This window comes from Sphingomonas mucosissima, from assembly GCF_002197665.1.
GTDB classification, from domain to species: Bacteria; Pseudomonadota; Alphaproteobacteria; order Sphingomonadales; family Sphingomonadaceae; genus Sphingomonas; species Sphingomonas mucosissima.
In genome coordinates this window covers 66,161-85,330 of sequence record NZ_NBBJ01000005.1, presented here as the reverse complement: position 1 = coordinate 85,330, position 19,170 = coordinate 66,161, and the positions used below count along the sequence as shown (strand labels likewise).

General features: G+C 65.6%; 15 protein-coding genes and 1 pseudogene. 11 read left to right on the top strand and 5 right to left on the bottom strand.

Annotated features, from left to right (window positions below; genetic code table 11):
• Window positions 1–113: 113 nt before the first annotated feature.
• Window positions 114–1,418: a nicotinate phosphoribosyltransferase gene (gene pncB, locus SPMU_RS13710; RefSeq protein ID WP_088334494.1), complete on the top strand. Its 1,305-nt coding sequence runs from the start codon at window positions 114–116 to the stop codon at window positions 1,416–1,418.
• Window positions 1,419–1,431: 13 nt separating this feature from the next.
• Here the strand turns inward: pncB and SPMU_RS13705 are convergent, their stop codons facing one another.
• Together SPMU_RS13705 and SPMU_RS13700 are read right to left on the bottom strand one after the other, a co-directional pair.
• A complete protein-coding gene (locus tag SPMU_RS13705; RefSeq protein ID WP_088334493.1) occupies window positions 1,432–2,595 on the bottom strand; it encodes an acyl-CoA dehydrogenase family protein in 1,164 nt (387 codons plus the stop codon).
• Window positions 2,592–3,362 (bottom strand): IclR family transcriptional regulator, encoded by a 771-nt coding sequence (locus SPMU_RS13700; protein ID WP_088334492.1) that lies wholly within the window; start codon window positions 3,360–3,362, stop codon window positions 2,592–2,594. The genes SPMU_RS13705 and SPMU_RS13700 overlap by 4 nt, the downstream gene beginning before the upstream one ends.
• Window positions 3,363–3,463: 101 nt before the next feature.
• Here SPMU_RS13700 and SPMU_RS13695 point away from each other — a divergent pair, with 101 nt between their 5' ends.
• The 6 genes and pseudogenes from SPMU_RS13695 (at window position 3,464) to SPMU_RS13670 (ending at window position 10,249) form a co-directional block, all read left to right on the top strand.
• Window positions 3,464–4,378 (top strand): SDR family NAD(P)-dependent oxidoreductase, encoded by a 915-nt coding sequence (locus SPMU_RS13695; protein ID WP_088334491.1) that lies wholly within the window; start codon window positions 3,464–3,466, stop codon window positions 4,376–4,378.
• A gap of 11 nt (window positions 4,379–4,389) precedes the next feature.
• Window positions 4,390–5,571: an acyl-CoA dehydrogenase family protein gene (locus tag SPMU_RS13690; RefSeq protein WP_088334490.1), complete on the top strand. Its 1,182-nt coding sequence runs from the start codon at window positions 4,390–4,392 to the stop codon at window positions 5,569–5,571.
• 1 nt (window position 5,572) lies between these two features.
• The gene (locus SPMU_RS13685) at window positions 5,573–6,775 is read left to right on the top strand and encodes a CoA transferase (RefSeq protein ID WP_088334489.1); all 1,203 of its coding nucleotides are present in this window, start codon (window positions 5,573–5,575) and stop codon (window positions 6,773–6,775) included.
• A 91-nt stretch (window positions 6,776–6,866) separates the two neighbouring features.
• Window positions 6,867–8,341: pseudogene (locus tag SPMU_RS13680) on the top strand (S10 family peptidase).
• A 239-nt stretch (window positions 8,342–8,580) separates the two neighbouring features.
• On the top strand, window positions 8,581–9,747 hold the full coding sequence (locus SPMU_RS13675; protein ID WP_088334488.1) for a CaiB/BaiF CoA transferase family protein: 1,167 nt from the start codon (window positions 8,581–8,583) through the stop codon (window positions 9,745–9,747).
• A gap of 34 nt (window positions 9,748–9,781) precedes the next feature.
• Window positions 9,782–10,249 carry an OsmC family protein gene (locus SPMU_RS13670; protein ID WP_088334487.1) on the top strand — a complete coding sequence of 156 codons (468 nt, stop codon included), beginning with the start codon at window positions 9,782–9,784 and terminating at the stop codon, window positions 10,247–10,249.
• 124 nt (window positions 10,250–10,373) lie between these two features.
• On the opposite strand, the gene SPMU_RS13665 is transcribed toward SPMU_RS13670, so the two are convergent.
• Window positions 10,374–10,715 carry an SWIB/MDM2 domain-containing protein gene (locus SPMU_RS13665; protein WP_088334486.1) on the bottom strand — a complete coding sequence of 114 codons (342 nt, stop codon included), beginning with the start codon at window positions 10,713–10,715 and terminating at the stop codon, window positions 10,374–10,376.
• A gap of 242 nt (window positions 10,716–10,957) precedes the next feature.
• Between SPMU_RS13665 and SPMU_RS13660 the strand changes: the two genes are divergently transcribed.
• Both SPMU_RS13660 and SPMU_RS13655 read left to right on the top strand, forming a co-directional pair.
• Window positions 10,958–11,494 carry a metallophosphoesterase family protein gene (locus SPMU_RS13660; RefSeq protein WP_088334485.1) on the top strand — a complete coding sequence of 179 codons (537 nt, stop codon included), beginning with the start codon at window positions 10,958–10,960 and terminating at the stop codon, window positions 11,492–11,494.
• A gap of 17 nt (window positions 11,495–11,511) precedes the next feature.
• A complete protein-coding gene (locus SPMU_RS13655) occupies window positions 11,512–14,697 on the top strand; it encodes a TRCF domain-containing protein (protein WP_342746447.1) in 3,186 nt (1,061 codons plus the stop codon).
• A 14-nt stretch (window positions 14,698–14,711) separates the two neighbouring features.
• On the opposite strand, the gene SPMU_RS13650 is transcribed toward SPMU_RS13655, so the two are convergent.
• On the bottom strand, window positions 14,712–15,707 hold the full coding sequence (locus SPMU_RS13650) for an SDR family oxidoreductase (protein WP_088334484.1): 996 nt from the start codon (window positions 15,705–15,707) through the stop codon (window positions 14,712–14,714).
• Window positions 15,708–15,898: 191 nt separating this feature from the next.
• Between SPMU_RS13650 and scpC the strand changes: the two genes are divergently transcribed.
• Window positions 15,899–17,413: a succinyl-CoA:acetate CoA-transferase ScpC gene (gene scpC, locus SPMU_RS13645; protein ID WP_088334483.1), complete on the top strand. Its 1,515-nt coding sequence runs from the start codon at window positions 15,899–15,901 to the stop codon at window positions 17,411–17,413.
• An 81-nt stretch (window positions 17,414–17,494) separates the two neighbouring features.
• Here scpC and SPMU_RS13640 read toward each other — a convergent pair whose 3' ends face one another.
• Window positions 17,495–17,704 (bottom strand): hypervirulence associated TUDOR domain-containing protein, encoded by a 210-nt coding sequence (locus SPMU_RS13640; RefSeq protein WP_088334721.1) that lies wholly within the window; start codon window positions 17,702–17,704, stop codon window positions 17,495–17,497.
• Window positions 17,705–17,892: 188 nt separating this feature from the next.
• On the opposite strand from SPMU_RS13640, the gene SPMU_RS13635 reads away from it, so the two are divergent.
• Window positions 17,893–19,158, top strand: coding sequence for a YihY/virulence factor BrkB family protein (locus tag SPMU_RS13635; protein WP_088334482.1), 1,266 nt, complete (start codon window positions 17,893–17,895; stop codon window positions 19,156–19,158).
• The last annotated feature ends 12 nt before the right edge of the window (window positions 19,159–19,170 follow it).

Sequence of the window (19,170 nt, the reverse complement as noted above, 5' to 3'; positions counted from 1 at the left end):
TGCCGCGCTGCCCGCCCGCCATAAGCGGCCAATTGCATCCGCCCCGGAACGGTGCGAGCCGCGCATGGAGGCGCGGCAGGGAACGAACCGGCCCGCTCGAACAATCCCCTGTCATGACCCTCACCGATCTCGCCACCCGCACCTACAATCACAGTTTCCGGCTCGATCCGATCATCCGCAGCCTGCTGGATACGGACTTCTACAAGCTGTTGATGTTACAGCTTATTCAGTCGCGCCACCCCGCCACCGAAGTCACCTTCTCCCTCATCAACCGCACCCAAACCGTGCGGCTGGCCGATGTGATCGACGAGGCGGAGTTGCGTGAACAGCTCGATCATGCCCGCACCTTGCGCTTCACCAAGCAGGAATTGATCTGGCTCGCTGGCAACACCTTCTACGGTGTCGAGCGAATGTTCCGCCCTAACTTCCTGCAATGGCTCGCGAACTTCCAGCTGCCCGAATATGAGCTGCGCACGGTCGGCGGCCAGTTCGAACTGAGCTTCACGGGCCCCTGGGCCGCCGCCACCATGTGGGAAATCCCCGCCCTCTCCATCGTCAACGAGCTTCGTTCTCGCGCCGCCCTGCGCCACCGCGGCCGCTTCGCCCTGGATGTTCTCTATGCGCGGGCAAAGGCACGGCTCTGGGAAAAGGTAGAGCGTTTGCAGGAGCTTCCCGACCTTGCCCTATCCGATTTCGGAACACGCCGCCGCCACGGCTTCCTATGGCAGCGCTGGTGCGTCGAGGCGTTAAAGGAGGGGCTGGGCGATCGCTTCATCGGCACGTCCAACGTGCTCCTCGCAATGGACGCCGATCTGGAAGCCATCGGCACCAACGCCCACGAACTGCCGATGGTCGCCGCCGCCCAGGCCCGCAATGACGAGGAACTCGCAAGTGCGCCCTACCGGGTACTTGAGGAATGGCAGGAAGATTATTCCGGTAACCTGTTGATCGTATTGCCGGATACCTTCGGAACGACCTCCTTCCTGCAGGAGGCCCCCGACTGGGTAGCGGACTGGACCGGCTTCCGGCCGGACAGCGCCCCGCCGATCGAAGCAGGCGAGCAGATCATCCGCTGGTGGCAAGAAAAGGGTCAGGACCCCCGCCGCAAGCTGCTGATCTTCTCCGATGGCATGGACGTCGACTCCATCATGGCGACCTACCGCCACTTCCATGGCCGCGTCCGCATGAGCTTCGGCTGGGGTACCAACCTCACCAACGACTTCCGCGGCTGCGACCCAGAGGGAGACGCGCCGCTCGCCCCGCTCTCTCTGGTCTGCAAAGTGACGCGCGTGGACGGTCGCAGCGCGGTCAAGCTCTCCGACAATCCAGCAAAGGCAACGGGAGAGCCTGCAGAAATCGCGAGGTATCTAAGCGTCTTCGGCGACATCGGACGGGTTTCGACACCCGTCCGCGTCTAAGGGGAACGCCGCGTCAGAAGCTGCGGGGCATGCCCAGCACGTGCTCGCCCACGAAGCTGAGGATCAGGTTCGAGCTGATCGGCGCCACCTGATAAAGCCGTGTTTCCCGGAACTTGCGCTCGACATCATAGTCTGCGGCGAAGCCGAAGCCGCCATGTGTCTGAAGACATGCATTTGCGGCCTTCCATGACGACTCCGCCGCCAGATGCTTGGCCATGTTCGCCTCGGCACCGCATGGCTGGTGGGCGTCGAACAGCCGGCACGCCTCATACCGCATCAGGTCCGCCGCCCGCACTTCCATATAAGCCTGCGCGATCGGAAATTGGACGCCCTGGTTCTTGGCGATCGGCCGGTCAAAGACGATCCGTTCAGACCCGTACTGCACCGCCCGCTCGACGAACCAATATCCATCGCCGATGCACTCCGCGGCAATCAGTGCACGCTCGGCGTTAAGTCCGTCCAATAGGTAGCGGAAACCCTTGCCTTCTTCGCCAATCAGGCTTTCAGCCGGCAGCTCCAGATCGTCGAAGAACACTTCGTTGGTCTCGTGGTTGACCATGTTGCGGATCGGCCGGACCTCCATGCCCTTGCCGATCGCCGCCTGAAGATCGACGAGGAAGATCGACAGCCCATCAGCCTTCTTCTTCACTTCCTCCAGCGGCGTCGTGCGGGCCAGCAGGATCATCAGGTCGGAATGCTGGATCCGGCTGATCCACACCTTCTGGCCATTCACGACATATTTGTCCCCGCGCCGCTCCGCGCGGGTCTTCAGCTCAGTTGTATTGGTACCAGTGGTGGGCTCCGTCACCGCCATGGATTGAAGGCGGAGCGCCCCGCTGGCGATCTCGGGCAGAAAGCGCTGCTTCTGCTCATCCGAACCATGCCGCAGCAGCGTGTTCATGTTGTACATCTGCCCGTGGCAGGCGCCCGAATTGCCGCCCGCCCGGTTGATCTCCTCCATGATGATCGACGCTTCGGTGAGCCCCAGTCCCGCGCCGCCGTAGCTTTCCGGAATCAGCGCCGCCATCCAGCCCGCCTTGGTCAAAGCCTCGACAAACGCCTCGGGATAGGCGCGCTGATCGTCGACCTCGCGAAAGTAGCTGTCGCCGAACTCGCGCACGAGCGCGCGGACGGCGTCGCGGATTTCCGGGAAATCGTTGCGGGCAGCGGGGATCATGCGCGGGCCTTTCTGGTCGGCTGTGGCTGTTTCTGGTCAAGCGCCGCAATCTCGGCGGCAAGCTCGCGAAGCGCGTTGATAAGATCGATAAATTCCGTCGCGCTGCGCGACCCGGCGAAAACGGATGCCGAGACGCACAGTGATTGCGCCTCGTCGGGCAGACACACCGCGACCGAGGCGATGCCGGCATAGCTGAGCCCGTCGTCGACCCCATAGCCAAGCGTCACCGCCTCGGCGACCTGCGCGGCATAATCCTCAAACGTGATCGGCCGTTGCCAGCGTATGGCGGCGAAGCGGCGCGCCAGCTCGTCGCGGCCAACGCGCTGTGCCGCGGCCAATGCGCGCCCAACGGCACCGCTGCCGATCGGCTGGCGCTGCCCCTCTTCCATATGGATCCGCGTCGCCGCGATGCTCTGGCCCAGCGCCACGAGTTGCAGCCGGTCACGGCCCGCGACGCGCCAAAGCCCGATCGGCGCATGCCAAGCGCGCGCAGCGCGCTCCAGCATCGGCCGCGCGCGCGCCACCAGCCGGGTCGCCCGATCAAGATCGCTCGCCGCGATCTCCGACCAGGGCGGCGACAGCGCGTATCTCTTGCCCTCACCGGGCGAAAGCACCCCTTCGCCGACTAGTGTGCGCAGCAGGCCAAGACAGCTCGAAGGGCTGATACCGCAGATCTGCGCCACTTCCGACAGCGTCAGCGCCCTGCCGTCTGCCAAGGCGCGCACAATCGCAAAGGCCTGAACGACGGAGGGCACGGGCGAACTCATGCCGAGTCCATAAACTTCATTGGACTGAAACCGCAATGCGCCATCTTGAAATGATTGCCACTCGGCCGTAACCCACACACAACACTTTCAGGAGGTGGAGCATGGGCATTCTCGACGGAAAGGTCGTGGCCGTCACCGGAGCAGGGCGCGGTATCGGGCGCGAGATTGCCGTGCTTTGCGCACGCGAGGGCGCCTCGGTGGTCATCAACGATCCCGGCGTCGGCGGCAGCGGTGAAGGTGGCGAATCGGGCCCGGCAGAACAGACTGCGTCGGACATCATCGCCGCGGGCGGCAAGGCCGTCGCCAATCTCGCTAGCGTCGCCGATCCCGCCGCTGCCGCCACGATCGTCGAGGATGCGGTGAAGCATTTCGGCCGCATCGACGCGGTGGTGAACAACGCCGGCATCCTGCGCGATTCGATCTGGCACAAGATGAGCCACGAGGATTGGCGCGCGGTGATCGACGTTCACCTCAATGGCGCGTTCAACGTCTCCAAGGCCGCCACGCCCTATTTCCGCGAGCAGCAGTCCGGCAGCTTCGTCCACTTCACCTCGACCAGCGGCCTCATCGGCAACATCGGCCAGGCGAATTACTCCGCCGCCAAGGCCGGCATTATCGGCCTGTCGCAGTCGATCGCGCTCGACATGGCGCGCGCGGGCGTCCGCTCGAACTGCATCGCGCCCTTCGCGTGGAGCCGCATGACCGCCTCGATCCCGGCCGAAACGCCCGAAGCCAAGGGGCGTGTCGCGCGCCTGCAGACGATGAGCGCCGACAAGATCGCCCCGCTGGTCGCGTTCCTCGCCTCCGATCTGTCGAAGGACGTCAGCAACCAGATCTTCGCCGTGCGCAAGAACGAGATCGTGCTCTTCTCCAAGCCGCGCCCGATCCGCTCGATGACGAAGCTCGAAGGCTGGACGCCGCAGTCGATCGCCGACGAGCTCGTTCCCTCGTTCCGGCCGAGCTTCGCCCGCGCCGACGAAGTCTCCGCCCACGTTTTCCCCTACGATCCGATCTGAGGCCAACACCCATGTCCAATCTCAACCCCGGCATGGATGCCGAAACGTTCGACCAGTTCATCGATCAGCTGCGCCGCTACGTGCGTGATCGGCTGATCCCAGCCGAACGCGACATCATCGAGAGCGACTGCATTCCGCCCGAGATCATCGACGAGCTGCGTGAGATGGGTCTCTTCGGCATCACCATTCCGGAGGAATATGGCGGCGCGGGGATGAACATCTCCCAATACACGCGCACCATCCGCGAGCTGGCCTATGCCATGCCCTGCTTCCGCTCGATCATCTCGATCACGATCGGCATGTTCACCTCGGCGATGAAGAACGGCGCGACCGAGGCGCAGCGGCAGGAATGGCTGCCCAAGCTCGCCGCCGGCACGATAACCTCCTTTGGCCTGACGGAGCCGGGTTCGGGCAGCGATTCCGCCGGCATGCAGACGATGGCGGTCCGCAGCAGCGATGGCGGGTGGGTGCTGAACGGCACCAAGCGCTACATCACCAACGCGCCGCAGGCGGAGGTCGCGCTGATCATGGCGCGCACCTCGAAGGAGCCGCTGCCGAAGAACGCGCACGTTTCGGCTTTCATCGTTCCGATGAACACGCCGGGCGTGAGCGTGGGCAAGTCCGACAAGAAGATGGGCCAGGCGGCGGGCCACATCGCCGACATCATCCTGGAGGACGTTCACCTGCCCGCCGAGGCGCTGCTCGGGGCTGAGGAAGGCAAGGGCTTCATCACCGCAATGAAGAGCCTCGACAACGGCCGCCTCTCGGTCGCCGCCGCATCGATCGGCTATGCCCAGCGCGCGCTGGATTCAGCGCTCCGCTACGCCACCGAGCGCAAGGCGTTCGGCGAGCCGATCGCCAATTTCCAGCTGATCCAGCAGATGCTGGCGGACAGCGACATCGAGATCTACGCCGCGACGACGATGCTGGAAGACGCCGCACGGCGCGCCGATGCTGGCGAGAACGTGCTGCGCAAGGCCGCTGCCGCCAAGGTCTTCGCCTCCGAGGCATGCGGCCGGATCGTCGACCGCGTGGTCCAGGTATACGGCGGCGCCGGCTATCTCGCCGAATATGAGGCCGAGCGCTTCTTCCGCGATGCGCGCGTCTATCGCATCTACGAAGGCACCACCCAGATCCTCCAGCTCCAGATCGCCAAGCACATGCTGCGCGAGTTCAACGCCGGAGTGAATTGAGATGTACAATCTCCTCCCCGGCCTCACCGTGATCGAGGCGTCGTCCTTCGTCGCCTCGCCCACCGCCGGGCTCTATCTCGCGCAGATGGGGGCGGAGGTTATCCGCGTGGACCAGATCGGCGGCGGGCCCGATTTCCGCCGCTGGCCGGTCACGCAAAACGGCGACTCCTTGTATTGGGAAAACCTCAACCGAGCGAAGAAGAGCCTCGCGCTCGATCTCGGCCGGCCGGAGGGGCGCGAATTGCTTCAGGCGCTGGTGCGCGCGACCGGGCAGTTCGTCACCAACTTCCCGGTAAAGGGCTTCCTCGCCCATGAGACGCTGGCGCAGGGCCGCCCGGATCTCATCACCGTGCGCGTGATGGGCTGGGCCGACGGCAGCCCGGCGCTGGACTATACCGTCAACAACGCGGTCGGCTATCCGATGCTGACCGGCCCGGGGCCGGAGCCGGTTAACCACGTCCTTCCCGCCTGGGATCTACTGACCGGCGCCTATGCTGCTTTCGCGCTGATGGCCGCGCTGCGTCGCCGCGACGCGACCGGCGAAGGCGGCGAGATCCGTATCCCGCTGTCCGATGTAGCGATCGGAACCGTCGCCAACCTCGGCGGCATCGCCGAGGTGATGGACACCGGCGCTGACCGCCCGCGCCTGGGCAACACCGTCTTCGGCCTGTTCGGGCGCGATTTCACGACGCGCGATGGAAAGCGGACGATGATCGTCGTCGTCACTCATCGCCAGTGGGCGAATTTCATTGCGGCGCTGAACCTCGGCGATGCGATCGCCCGCGTCGAGGCGGAACGCGGCGTCAGCTTCGCCAAGGATGATGGCCTGCGCTTCACGCACCGTGACGCGCTGTTCCCGCTGTTCGAGGCTGCGATCGCCGCGCGCGATCATGCCGATCTCGCTGCCACCTTCGATGCCGGCGGCATCGTCCACTCCGCCTACGGCACCATGGCGGATGCGGTGCGGGATCCCCGGCTCGTCACCGAAAACCCGATCTTCGGCACCGCCGATGATCCCAGCGGCACGCGCTATCCCGCGGTCGGCGCCTTCGCGACGCTGCCGGGCGAGGAACGCCGCCCCCCCGCCCCCGCACCGCGCAACGGCCAGCACAGCGAACAAGTGCTCGCCGAAACGCTCGGCCTGTCATCGGGTGAAATCGCCCGGCTGTTCGACGCCGGCATTGCCGGAAGTTCTGGGCGGTAAAAGAGATACGATCGTCTCGCGTGGGGCAGACCGGTTGCGTCTGCGCCTGATTAGGTCAATGAAGATGACCTAATCTACAAGTGAGTTGTTCGTGACCAAGCACTTCCTCCTCGCGCTCGTCGCCACTTCCGTCCTCACCGCCCCGCTCGCCGCCCAGGACAAGGCAGACGCCAAGCAGCAGCCGGCCCGCCCCCATGCCGAGGCGATAAAGGCAGAAGCCGAAGCCGCATGGGCGAAGGCCCCGGTCGAAGAAACCGAAACGCGCCACCGCGACAGCGTCACCATCAATGGCAGGCGCCACACTTACATCGCCTCGGCCGGCACGCTGACGACGCGCGACAACGAGGGGAAGCCAACCGCCTCGATGTTCTACACCGCTTACACGCTGGACGGGACGAAACCGGGCACGAAGCGCCCGATTACCTTCCTGTTCAACGGCGGTCCGGGTTCACCCTCCTTCTGGCTGCGCATGGGCTCTTTCGCCCCCGTCCGCATCCGCACCACCAATCCCGAATTCGTTCGCCCGGCGCCCTATGACGTTGGCCCGAACCCGGACTCGCTGCTCGACGAGACCGACCTCGTCTTCCTCGATGCAATCGGCTCCGGCTATTCGCGCCCGCTCGCCGACGCCAAACCCGAGCAATTCTACGGCGTGGATGAGGATGTGGACGTCTTCGCCCGCGCGATCATGCGCTATGTCACGAAATACGGCCGCTGGATGAGCCCGAAGTTCATCCTGGGCGAAAGCTACGGCACGCTGCGCGCCGGCGCTCTGGCGTATCAGCTGCAGGATCGTGGCATGGCGCTCAACGGCGTGATGCTGCTCAGCTCGATCATGAACTACGGCTATCGTCAGCCCGGCCTTGACCAGGTCTATATCAACTATCTGCCGAGCTACGCCGCTACTGCCTGGTACCACAACCGCTTGCAGAGCCGCCCCGCGGACGTCGCGACCGTCGTGGCGCAGGCACGTGCCTTTGCGACCGGACCGTATATGGCCGCGCTCGCCAAGGGGCAGCTGATCTCGACGCAGGAGCGCGACCAGGTCGCGCAGCAGATGAGCCAACTCACCGGCCTCGACCCTGATTTCATCAAGCGCGCCAACCTGCGCATCGATCTAGCTCGCTTCCAGAAAGAACTGCTGCGCGATTCCGCGCGCACCGTCGGACGCTTCGATTGAAGTGGAACTGGGCCCACAAGGCGCCGGGCGGCGGATACGGCAGTCAGAACAATCCCAACACTGCGATCGATCTCGCCGCCGCGATGCGCACCAATCCGTATCTGAAGGTGCTCTCGCTCAATGGCTATTACGACATGGCGACACCGTTCTTCGGCACGGAGAACGATCTGGGGCACATGATGCTGGAGCCGGCGCTTCAGGCGAACCTGAAGTACACATATTACCCCGCCGGCCACATGACCTATCTGAACCCGGACGCGCTTCGCGACATGAAGCGGGATTTGGCGACTTGGTATGATGAGGCGGTCAGCGACGCTCGCTCCGCGACCCCGCCGGTGCCGCCATCGACGCAGGCGGGCGCGGTGACCGGCCAGACCCCGAACTGACTTCTCCGACGCAGCGTGTCCTCGCGACGCGGCGCCGCTCATTGATCGGGCGGCGGAGCTGCCGTGTATGCTGGCGCCCCGTCACCCGAAACATCAAGGCAGCCCGCTCACTTCCACGCACAGGCGCCTCATCCCCTCTCCTCCCCCTTGAACGGCCGCAAACGGGCAGGCTACGACGTTCGCCAACAAGCGACGCGCCCTCGCGGGCAGATCGTCGCTGCTGATCGGGGAGAAGGGCTGTGTTGCAAGGCATTCGGGTGGTGGAACTTGCCACCTATGTCGCGGGCCCGGGCGCCGCGGCGTTGCTGGCGGACTGGGGCGCGGAGGTCATCAAGGTGGAGGCGCCCGGTGGCGACCCGATCCGCGGCTTCTACGCCTCGGTCGGCCGCGATGACGCGGAAAACCGCGTGTTCGAGAATGACAACCGAAGCAAACGCTCGATCATGCTCGACTTGTCCAAGCCGGAGGATGCCGAGGTGCTACGCCGCCTGCTCGCGACGGCCGACGTATTCGTCACCAACACACGGCCGCAAAGCCTGGAGCGGCTGGGCATCTCCTGGGAGCGGCTCAAGGCAATCAAGCCCGATCTGATCATTGCGAATTTCACCGGCTACGGCCCGGTCGGTGAGGACGCCGACAAGCCGGGCTTCGACATCACTGCCTTCTGGGCGCGATCGGGGCTCTGCTGGCTCACCACGGTAAAGGGCGGCGAACCGGCACAACTGCGGACCGGCATCGGCGATCACATGTCGGCCATGGGGCTCGCAGCCGGGATCATGGCGGCGCTGTTCCACCGCGAGCGCACCGGCGAAGGGCAGAAGCTCGAGACCTCGCTCCTGCGCATGGGTGTTTACGCCGGGAGCAGCGAACATTCGGTACAGTTGCAATTGGGCAAACTTGCCTCTCCCCGCCCACGTGCCGAGGCGCAGAACCCGCTCAACAACTTCTTCAAGACGGCGGACGATCAATGGTTCGTTGCTGTTCCCAGGCAAGGTGTGGACGATTGGCCCCGCTTCGCTGCGGTGATTGGCCGAACCTATCTGGTCGACGATCCTCGCTTCGATTCCATTCGCGCCCGCCGCGCAAACGGGCCGGAGGTGGTCGCGCTTCTCGACGCTGCCTTCGGGCAGATGAGCTGGGCGGAAGCCCGCGCTGCCCTTACCCGCGAGAAGCTGGTTTTCTCGCCCGTGCTTTCGGTTGGTCAGACGACGCAGGATGCGCAGGCGCTTGCCGCCGGCTGTTATGTCGATGTCGCCGACGACGCGGGGGAAACGATCAGGGTACCTGCATCGCCGATTGATTTCGGCGTGCCGCGCCCCCCGCTTCGCCGGGCGCCGGCGCTGGACGCCGACGGCGCAGCGATCCGCGCCGAGCTCGACCTCGCGGCGGCAGACAGCGCCGGCTGACCCGCAGCAACACGGAGGCACGTCAGGCCCTGGGATGAAGATGCACAGCTACATCGTGGAGCTTGAATGGACCGGCAATGCCGGTCGGGGCACCCGCACCCTCTCTAGTTATGGCCGGGAGCATCGCATCTCGTCGCGGGGGAAGCCGCCGATCGACGGATCGTCCGACCCAAGCTTCCGCGGCGACCCGAAGCGCTGGAACCCCGAGGAACTGCTCGTTGCTTCCTTGGCTGCATGCCACAAGCTTTGGTATCTGGGCCTGTGCGCGCAGGCGGGCGTGATCGTGGAAAGCTACACCGATCGGCCGGAGGGCGTTATGATCGAGGAGGCGAGCGGCGCAGGTCAATTCGAAAGCGTGACGCTTCGGCCGCACGTCATCATATCGCAAGGTTCAAGCGCTGACCTCGCACGCGCTCTGCACGAAAACGCCCACGAAATGTGCTTCATCGCACGTTCGGTGAACTTTCCGGTGCGCGCTGCGCCCACCATCGCCACGGTCTGACCACGGCCATCAGCAACTCTTCCCCGCCTCGGACGCGAAGAGCGATGCGCCGACCACGCGGCACCTCGTCCGCCAGCATCGCACCTCCCGCAGCTTGCGCGGGAGATGCAACGCTGCGGCCGGGTCAGTCCTTCTTGGCGGAAAGATGCTTGCTCAGATGTTTGTTCATTTCGAACATGCTGGCTGATTTCTTGCCGAAGATCTTCTCCAGCTTGTCATCCGCGTTGATCTGGCGGCGGTCCTTGGCGTCCTGAAGGTCGTTCTTCTTGATATATTCCCAGACCTTCTTGACCACTTCGCTGCGCGGAAGGTCGTTCTTGCCGACGATCTCGGCAAGCTCTGGAGAGGGCGTTACGGGAGCCGTGATGCCGCCGCGGGCACCGCCTGCTGGCTTGCCGGTAGCTTTTACCTTCTTCTCCGCAGCCTTTGTCTCGTCCTTGCCGCGCTTTTCTGCCGTCCGGGCCATCAGTCTCTCCTCGCTCGCTGATCCTAACAGTGGATAGCCGCCAATTCAGCGTGATTAAACGACGTGCCGAGGGGAAGTTCCGCCGCCGTCGCCTTATCTGATCCACGCGGCGCCCGCTGAACTCGCCGAAGTATCGCTCGTTCGCCTTTTATGACCCCTTTCGCCCGAGGCTTTGCCTGTCCCGACGTTGCTGCCGCCAGGCATCTGCGCGCCCTTCTCGCGCCGCGGCGCTCGCGCTGAACATGGCAGTCTTCTTCTCCGCGGACACTCATTTCGGCGACCATCGCACGATCAATATTTGGCGCCGCCCCTTCGGCAGCGTTGCCGAGATGGACAAAACGCTGATTGAGCGCTGGAATGCCACGGTCGCCCCTGATGACGTGGTCTGGCACCTTGGCGACGTGGCCCGCCGCGCGGCAGACGTCCCGGCGCTGCTCGCCACGCTGAACGGCACCAAGCACCTCATTCGCGGTAACAACGACCCGGACGGCACGCTGGCGGCATCCGGCTGGGCAAGCACGGCAGACTATGCCGAACTGGAAATCGACGGCCAACGCCTCGTTCTTTGTCATTACCCGTTCCGCTCGTGGAACGGCCAGCATCGCGGCGCGATCAATCTCCACGGGCACAGCCACGGGCGCCTCGCGCCGATGCGCCGCCAGTTCGACGTGGGCTCGGACGTTCACGAGTTCGCCCCGGTCACGCTCATTGATCTTCTGGCAAAACGACCTGCGCGGGAACGTGGCGGCGTGCCGCCCGTTCGTGCGACCTCATCATAGTGGATCCTGCTCCTGGAATGTCCCGATCTTCCGACGCGGAAACGTCCGCCTTGCTGCCGTTCGGCGATCTGCCTCCCTCGCCGATGAGCATTGCGGAAACCGCGGCGGGGATCGCCCCGCTTCTCGCATCAGACGACGTGATCGTCGCCGTCGCCGATGAGGCGCGCGCCTTGGCGCTGACGCGCATGCTGACGGCTATCATGCCGGACGCGCTTATTCTGTTCTGTCCCGGGACGGACGCGCTGCCCGGCGACGAAGCCCCCCCTTCGCCCGCCAACGTCGGCCAGCGCGTGTCGGCGCTCCGATCGGTTCGCCAGACGTTGGCCGCCACGAAGCGCCCGCGGATCGCGCTTGTGACCTCGGGCGAGGCACTGGCCCGCGCCTACCCGCCGCCGGGCGCCTTTGACACGAAGCCGCCGTCAGTAGCGGTCGGCGAAGCCTGCGATCTGACCCAATTGCACGAGGAACTGATCGGCCTCGGCTATGTGTCGGACGAGCGCGTGGACGAGCCCGGTGAAGTGGCCGTGCGTGGCCAGGTGCTGGATGTGTTTCCGGCCGATGTGGAGGCGCCGCTGCGGATCGAGGCCACAGACGGCACGATCACCAGCCTCCGCTTCTACGATCCGTCTGATCAGCGCAGCATCGACGATGTCGAGGCGCATGAACTCGGCCGTGTCGCCGAACCGCCGCTTGGCGACAAGCGCGTGACGTTGGTCGATCATCTCCCCGACGCGGTAATTGTGATCACCGATCGTGCGGACGAACGCCGCCGGCGCCTTTTGGCGTTGAGCAGCGACGCTGCGCGGCGGGGCAGCCGGCGAGCAGCCCGCGACATCGCGGATGACGCGCGTTGGACCAAGGCGCTGCATGGCCGCCGGACGGAGCCGCTCGGTCGGCAAGGCGAGCCGCCCGCCCGCTTCGTTGAGCAGCGTTCGCCGCTGGCAGCTTTCGCAAAGGTGGCGAAGCAGACCTTGGACGCCGACGAGCGACTGGTCCTTCTGGGTACGGAACGTGATCTGCGGTTCCTTGCTCGTCGGATCGAGAAGCGGCTGAACACAAGCGCGCAATCCGCCGCTGATTGGCGTGCCGTGCTGGATGCGCCCAAGGGTACGTTCCTCACGCTTGCTGCGCCTGCAGACCGCGGATTCCGGCGCGAGGGCGTCTTGGCGGTTGCTGCTGCCGATCTGCTCGGCAGCCGGGCGGAACGCCAGGACGGCGCCGCGGAGCGGGTCGACTTGTCGTTTGTGCAAACCGCCGAGATCCGTGTGGGCGATACGGTCATCCATGAGGATCACGGCATTGGCGTGGTCGCCGGCATCGAACCGCTGCCAAGCACCGACGGCAGCGGCGGCGACACGATCAAGCTGACCTATGCAAAGGAATCGGTGCGACTAGTGCCGGTCGCCGAGGCGGATCGCCTGTGGCGCTATGGTGCCGAGGACGATGCCGTCACGCTGGACAGCCTCGATGGCCGAACCTGGCAGGAGCGCCGCGGCGAAATCGCCGTGGCGATCGCCGAAACCGCGCGACAGCTGACGCAGCTCGCCGCCGAGCGGGAGGCCCGCACGGCGCCAGGGCTTGATCCCTCTCCCGCCGCTTACGAGCGCTTCGCTGCCGGTTTCCCCTTCTCCGAAACGGCCGATCAGCTCGGCGCCATTGAAGCGGTGCGAAGCGATCTCGCCTCGGGCAAGCCGATGGACCGGCTGGTCATCGGTGATGTGGGCTTTGGCAAGACGGAGGTGGCGCTGCGCGCGGCTGCCGTCGCTGCCCTTGCTGGCAAGCAGGTCGCCGTGGCGGCCCCGACGACCGTGCTCGCGCGTCAACATCTGGAAAGCTTCGCCGCGCGCTTCGAGGGGACGGGCATCGGCGTCGCTGGCCTCTCCCGCCTGTCCACCGACGCGGAGAAGCGACGCGTCAAGGCTGGGCTCGCCGATGGCACCATTCAGGTCGTGATCGGCACCGGCGCCGTTGCGGGCAAGGGCGTGGTGTACAAGGATCTCGCGCTCGTCATCATTGATGAGGAGCAGCGGTTCGGCGCGGCAGACAAGAAGAAGCTACAGGATCTTTCCGCCGGTCACATCCTCACGCTCTCGGCCACGCCCATCCCCCGCACGCTGCAATCCGCCCTCGTCGGGCTGCGACAATTGTCGGTGATCGCCACCCCTCCGGCACGGCGCCAGCCGATCCGCACCGCCGTATCGGCGTTCGCGCCTGCGACGCTACGAAGCGCGCTGCTTCGCGAGCGTGCGCGCGGCGGCCAGAGCTTCATCGTCGTACCCCGCATTTCCGACATGGAGCCGCTGGCGGAACAACTCGCCCGTCTCGTGCCGGAGCTGGAGCTGTTGCAAGCCCATGGCAAGATGCCTGCCGCCGAGATCGACGACACAATGGTGCGCTTCGGCCGGGGCGATGGCGACGTCCTGCTGGCGACCAACATCATCGAGGCCGGGTTGGACGTGCCGCGCGCCAATACGATGGCGATCGTTCATGCCGACCGCTTCGGCCTGTCGCAGCTTCATCAGCTGCGCGGCCGCGTCGGGCGCGGGCACCGCCGGGGTCAGGTGCTGCTGTTCACCGATGCCGATGACGCGATTTCACCGCGCACGTTGAAGCGGCTTCGGACGCTGGAAGCCTTTGATCGGCTGGGCGCAGGATTCGCGATCAGCGCGCGCGATCTCGACATGCGCGGCGCCGGCGATCTCCTCGGCGATACCCAAGCCGGGCATATGCGGCTGATCGGCGTGGAATTGTACCAGCAGTTGCTCGAAGACGCGTTGCGTACGGAACGGGGCGACACGGTGGAGCGCTGGACGCCCGAACTGCAACTCGGCATTGACGGGCGGCTGCCGGAGGAGTGGATCCCGGAGGAGGATCTGCGCATCAGCCTGTACGCGCGTCTAGGCCGCCTGCGCAGCGATGCGGAGCTGGACGCATTCGAGGCCGAGCTCGAGGATCGCTTCGGCGAGCTTCCGGACGAAGCCGCGCTGCTCATGTCCATCGCCCGCGTGCGCGAGCGCGCCCGGGGGCTGAACATCGCGCGGATCGATGCAGGTCCGGCAGCCATCGCGCTCACCCCGCGCAACGGCAGCTCGGAAGCGGCGCAGATCGACGGTCTGCTCGAAAAGGATGGGCGCTTGCTGCTGAAGGAGGCACTGAACGATCCTGCCGAGCGGCTCGCGCGGTTGGCGGCGCTACTGGCGTAGCGCCGCCCCGGGCGTCACGGGTTGCCGCTGCCGCCGTGGGCGCCGACCACCGTGCCGGTCGAAAAGCTCACGTCGTCGGCTGCAAGCGTGACGTATAGCGAGGCAAGCTCGGCCGGTTGCCCCGCCCGCCCGAGCGGCGTGTCTTGCCCAAATTCGCCCATGGTGCCGGGCAATTGACCACCGGCCACTTGCAGCGGCGTCCAGATCGGACCCGGCGACACGGCGTTCACCCTTATGCCCTTTTTCGCCAGTTGCTTCGCCATGCCCTTGGTCAGGTTCAGGATCGCGGCCTTCGTGGAAGCATAGTCAATCAGCTCTTCGCCGGGATCATAGGAATTCACCGACACCGTGTTGATGATCACCGCCCCCGGCGGCAGCGAGGGGACGGCCGCCTTGCTGAACCGGAAGACGTGATACACATTCGTCTCATAGGTTCGCACGAATTGCTCGTCCGAAATCTCCATGATGTCGGCTTTGCTCTGCTGATAGGCTGCATTGTTGACGAGAATGTCGAGCCCGCCCAGCCCGGCGATCGCCTTGCGCACCGTATCCTCGCACGCTTTTTGCGTCCGGATATCCGCCGGCAGCAGCAACGCCTTGCGCCCCGCCTGTTCGATCAGCGCCTTCACCTCGCGCGCATCGGGATCCTCCGACGGGTAATAGTTGATCGCGACGTCCGCGCCTTCACGCGCGAACGCGATCGCTGCGGCGCGGCCGATCCCGCTGTCACCACCCGTGATCAGCGCACGGCGCCCGGTCAGTTTTCCGGACCCGCGATAGCTCGTCTCGCCATGATCGGGTCGCGGGTTCATCTTGCTCGCCAGCGCCGGCCAAGGCTGGCGCTGCTCGGGAAACGGTTCCCGCCGATAGCTGGTGCGCGGATCGCGCAAGCTGGCGCGCGGCGTACCGCTTGCCTTTCCCCCCTGCGCAGCGGCAGGGGTCGACGCCGCCGCCAGCCCCAGCACCGCACCGCCTAGCAGGCCGCGCCGCGAAGTATCGACATCATCCATTCACCGTCTCCTGATCGAACGCAGCCCCAAACACCCGACGCGCTGGCAGCTTCCGCGTTCCTCCGCCACGCTCGGGGGCGGAAATAACTTCAGCCGCCGAGGTCCACAGGTCGGCGCTCTTTTCTCGACATCGGTGGCGGATCGACCGAATGGACGGCAGCCGTTGCGCACCAACAGATAGAGAGTTTCGTGTGTCCGATCGTATAGCCTCCGCCACTCTGCGCGCCCGCATCACGGACGCTGATACCGCCGCCGCGCTCATCCAGCCCGGCGAGACGGTCGGCATGAGCGGCTTCACCGGATCGGGCTATCCCAAGGCGGTGCCGCAGGCGCTGGCCCGTCGGATTGCGGGGGAGCGCGCGAGCGGCCGGCCGTTTCGCATCAATCTGTGGACGGGCGCCTCCACCGGCCCCGAGCTCGACGGTGCGCTCGCCGCTGTTGACGGCATCGCGCAGCGCCTTCCCTATTCGTCCGATCCCGTGGCGCGCGAGAAGATCAACCGCGGCGAGATCGACTATCTCGACATGCACCTCAGCCAGGTCGCGCCGATGGCGTGGGAAGGCGTCATCGGCACCCTTGATACTGCGGTGATCGAGGTAAGCGGTATTCGCGCCGACGGATCGCTGATCCCCTCCTCGTCTGTCGGCAACAACAAGACGTGGCTGGATCGTGCGAAGCGCGTGATCCTGGAGGTCAATCGCTGGCAGAATGCCGCCCTGGAGGGAGCGCACGACATCTATTACGGTACGCGCCTGCCGCCCCAGCGCGTGCCCATCCCGCTCACCCGGCCGGACGATCGCATCGGCACACCGTACCTCGCCTGTGATCCGGACAAGGTGGTCGCGGTCGTCGAGACGGACGCCCCCGATCGCAACCTCCCCTTCGCCGCCCCTGACGACAAGGCGCTCGCGATCGCGGGGCACATCATCGAATTCCTCAGCCACGAGGTGAAGCGCGGCCGCCTGCCCGCCTCACTGCTCCCGATCCAGTCGGGCGTTGGGAACATCGCCAATGCCGTGCTCTCCGGCCTTGTGGATGCGCCGTTCGAACCGATGACGGCGTTCACCGAAGTGATACAGGATGGCATGCTGGACTTGCTGGATGCCGGCAAGCTGCGGATGGCCTCCGCCACCGCCTTTTCGCTCAGCCCCGCCGCAGCCGATCGGCTGAATGCCAACATGGCCTCCTATGCCAGCCGCATGATCCTGCGCCCGCAGGAGATCAGCAACCATCCGGAGCTCGTGCGCCGGCTCGGTTGTATCGCCATGAACGGGCTGATCGAGGCGGACATCTACGGCAACGTGAATTCCACGCTGGTCATGGGCTCGCGTATTCAGAACGGCATCGGCGGCTCGGGTGATTTCGCCCGCAACGGCTATGTCTCGATCTTCATGACGCCGTCGACCGCGAAGGACGGCCGGATCTCCGCCATCGTGCCGCAGGTCAGCCACGTGGACCACATCATGCAGGACGTGCAGGTGATCGTAACCGAACAAGGGCTGGCCGATCTGCGCGGCCTCAGTCCGCGTCAACGCGCCTCCGTGGTGATCGAGCGCTGCGCCCATCCAAGCTACAGGCCGTTGCTCGCCGATTATGCCGCGCGGGCAAAGGGCGGCTCCTACGGCCTCCATGCCCCCTCGCTGCCCGGCGAGGCATTGTCGTGGCACCAGCGCTTCATGGAAACGGGAACGATGCTGCCCGCCTGATCCTCAGGCGGGGGGTTGTCCCCGGAGCCACATCCCTCGCCGGGCCAGGCCATCGGCGAGGGATGGCGCGCAACGGCGTGGTTATGCTTTCTTCAGCGCGTCGGGCTTGTGGATCGCTTCCTTGCCCGATTTGTCGCTCTTTACGCGATATTGCGGGTCGTCCTTCGTGGCCTTGGCGGTATGGCCGCCTGCCTTGGTCGTGCTCGTTTCCTTGCGCACCACCGTGCCGGATGTTTCGCCCTGCGGCGTATCCCACTTCACGTGATCACCGGCCTTGAGGGTCTTGGTCATGGCAATCTCCATGCCGGCCATGGGCGCGGCGTGACGCGCCGATCGTGATTGGTCGGGCGCAGGCGCCTAACGTGCCGTGCCGCCTGCCGGTTGCCCTTGTTTTCTATGGCATTCCCATCGGGCCGACCGCACCGTTGGAACGTCAAGCGCGTCAGCATGTTCGGTACGGACGATGATCTGGAGGAATGATGGCAAGCACAAGCCAAGCGGCAGCTAAGGCGGAACGCGGCCAGAATGCGGCCCGGCCATGGGCGATACCGCCACGTGGCTGGAAGGATGTCGCGCTGCGCAGCTGGAAGGAGGCGGGGCAGGACAATATCAGTCTGGTCGCTTCCGGCGTGGCATTCTGCGGCATTCTCGCGTTGGTGCCGATGCTGGGCGCCATCGTGCTGAGCTACGGGCTGATCGCCACGCCCGAAACCGTGATGAACAACGTCCGCTCGCTAACCGAGCTGATGCCGGCCGATGCGGCGCGGCTGATCGGCGAGCAGTTGGCGAACGTCGTGTCGACGTCGGACGGCAAGAAAGGCTTCGGCCTGCTGATCGCCCTCGCCATCGCCCTTTACGGCGCGATGAAGGGATCCACCGCGATCATCACCGCGCTCAACATCGCGTATGACGAGGAGGAAACACGCGGGTTCGTGAAACTGAACCTGATCGCCCTGGCGATCACCGCGGGCGGCGTCCTGAGCGCGATCCTCGCCGTGATCGCCATTACGGCGATGGGCGCGCTTGAGCATCTGTTCCCAACGTTGCCGGCGCCGCTGCTGATCCTTGGCAAGATCCTGTCCCATCTGATCATGGCAGCCGTCGGCGCAGCCGCTGCGGCAACATTGTATCGCTTTGCTCCCAATCGGGATGGCGCCAAGTGGGTGTGGCTCACCCCCGGCTCGGCGCTTGCGTCCCTCGCCTGGGTCATCATGACGCTCGGCTTCGGCCTGTATGTGTCCAATTTCGGCAGCTATGATGCGACCTACGGCTCGCTAGGCGCGGCGGTGGTGTTGCTCACCTGGCTGTATCTTTCCGCCTACGTCCTGCTGCTCGGCGCCGAATTCAATTGTGAGCTTGAACGGCAGACCGCCCGCGACACCACGACGGGCGCGGAGCAGCCGATGGGCACGCGCGGCGCCTATGCCGCCGATACGGTGGCAAGCGGCGCCGAGGCGGCGCCGAAAGCCGGCTCAGACATCGCCACTGGCAAGGCCGCCCGCCCGCTCCATCCTGCCACCGGCACCGTCAGGGGCGAGTTGGCGCTCAGTCGCAACCTGGACCGTGCACTGCGCATCGGCACCATCGGCAAGGTCGGCCTGCTTCCATCGGTTTTCGCGACGCTGGGTCTCACGCTCATGGGCAAAAGAGACAAGGCCGCGCTGGGCATCACCTTCATGGCCGCGGCTGGCGGTCTCAAGTGGCTCACCCGGCCGACCCCCCCAACGAACGAGCCCGCAGGCTGAGCGCAATGTGAC

What these genes read in the sequence shown, in the direction of transcription:
- SPMU_RS13650 (WP_088334484.1), bottom strand. Translation starts at nt 15,707, where the DNA reads ATGGATGATGTCGATACTTCGCGGCGCGGCCTGCTAGGCGGTGCGGTG.
- SPMU_RS13705 (WP_088334493.1), bottom strand. Translation starts at nt 2,595, where the DNA reads ATGATCCCCGCTGCCCGCAACGATTTCCCGGAAATCCGCGACGCCGTC.
- pncB (WP_088334494.1), top strand. Translation starts at nt 114, where the DNA reads ATGACCCTCACCGATCTCGCCACCCGCACCTACAATCACAGTTTCCGG.
- SPMU_RS13655 (WP_342746447.1), top strand. Translation starts at nt 11,512, where the DNA reads ATGTCCCGATCTTCCGACGCGGAAACGTCCGCCTTGCTGCCGTTCGGC.
- SPMU_RS13640 (WP_088334721.1), bottom strand. Translation starts at nt 17,704, where the DNA reads ATGACCAAGACCCTCAAGGCCGGTGATCACGTGAAGTGGGATACGCCG.
- SPMU_RS13695 (WP_088334491.1), top strand. Translation starts at nt 3,464, where the DNA reads ATGGGCATTCTCGACGGAAAGGTCGTGGCCGTCACCGGAGCAGGGCGC.
- SPMU_RS13690 (WP_088334490.1), top strand. Translation starts at nt 4,390, where the DNA reads ATGTCCAATCTCAACCCCGGCATGGATGCCGAAACGTTCGACCAGTTC.
- SPMU_RS13665 (WP_088334486.1), bottom strand. Translation starts at nt 10,715, where the DNA reads ATGGCCCGGACGGCAGAAAAGCGCGGCAAGGACGAGACAAAGGCTGCG.
- SPMU_RS13660 (WP_088334485.1), top strand. Translation starts at nt 10,958, where the DNA reads ATGGCAGTCTTCTTCTCCGCGGACACTCATTTCGGCGACCATCGCACG.
- SPMU_RS13685 (WP_088334489.1), top strand. Translation starts at nt 5,573, where the DNA reads ATGTACAATCTCCTCCCCGGCCTCACCGTGATCGAGGCGTCGTCCTTC.
- SPMU_RS13670 (WP_088334487.1), top strand. Translation starts at nt 9,782, where the DNA reads ATGAAGATGCACAGCTACATCGTGGAGCTTGAATGGACCGGCAATGCC.
- SPMU_RS13700 (WP_088334492.1), bottom strand. Translation starts at nt 3,362, where the DNA reads ATGAGTTCGCCCGTGCCCTCCGTCGTTCAGGCCTTTGCGATTGTGCGC.
- SPMU_RS13635 (WP_088334482.1), top strand. Translation starts at nt 17,893, where the DNA reads ATGGCAAGCACAAGCCAAGCGGCAGCTAAGGCGGAACGCGGCCAGAAT.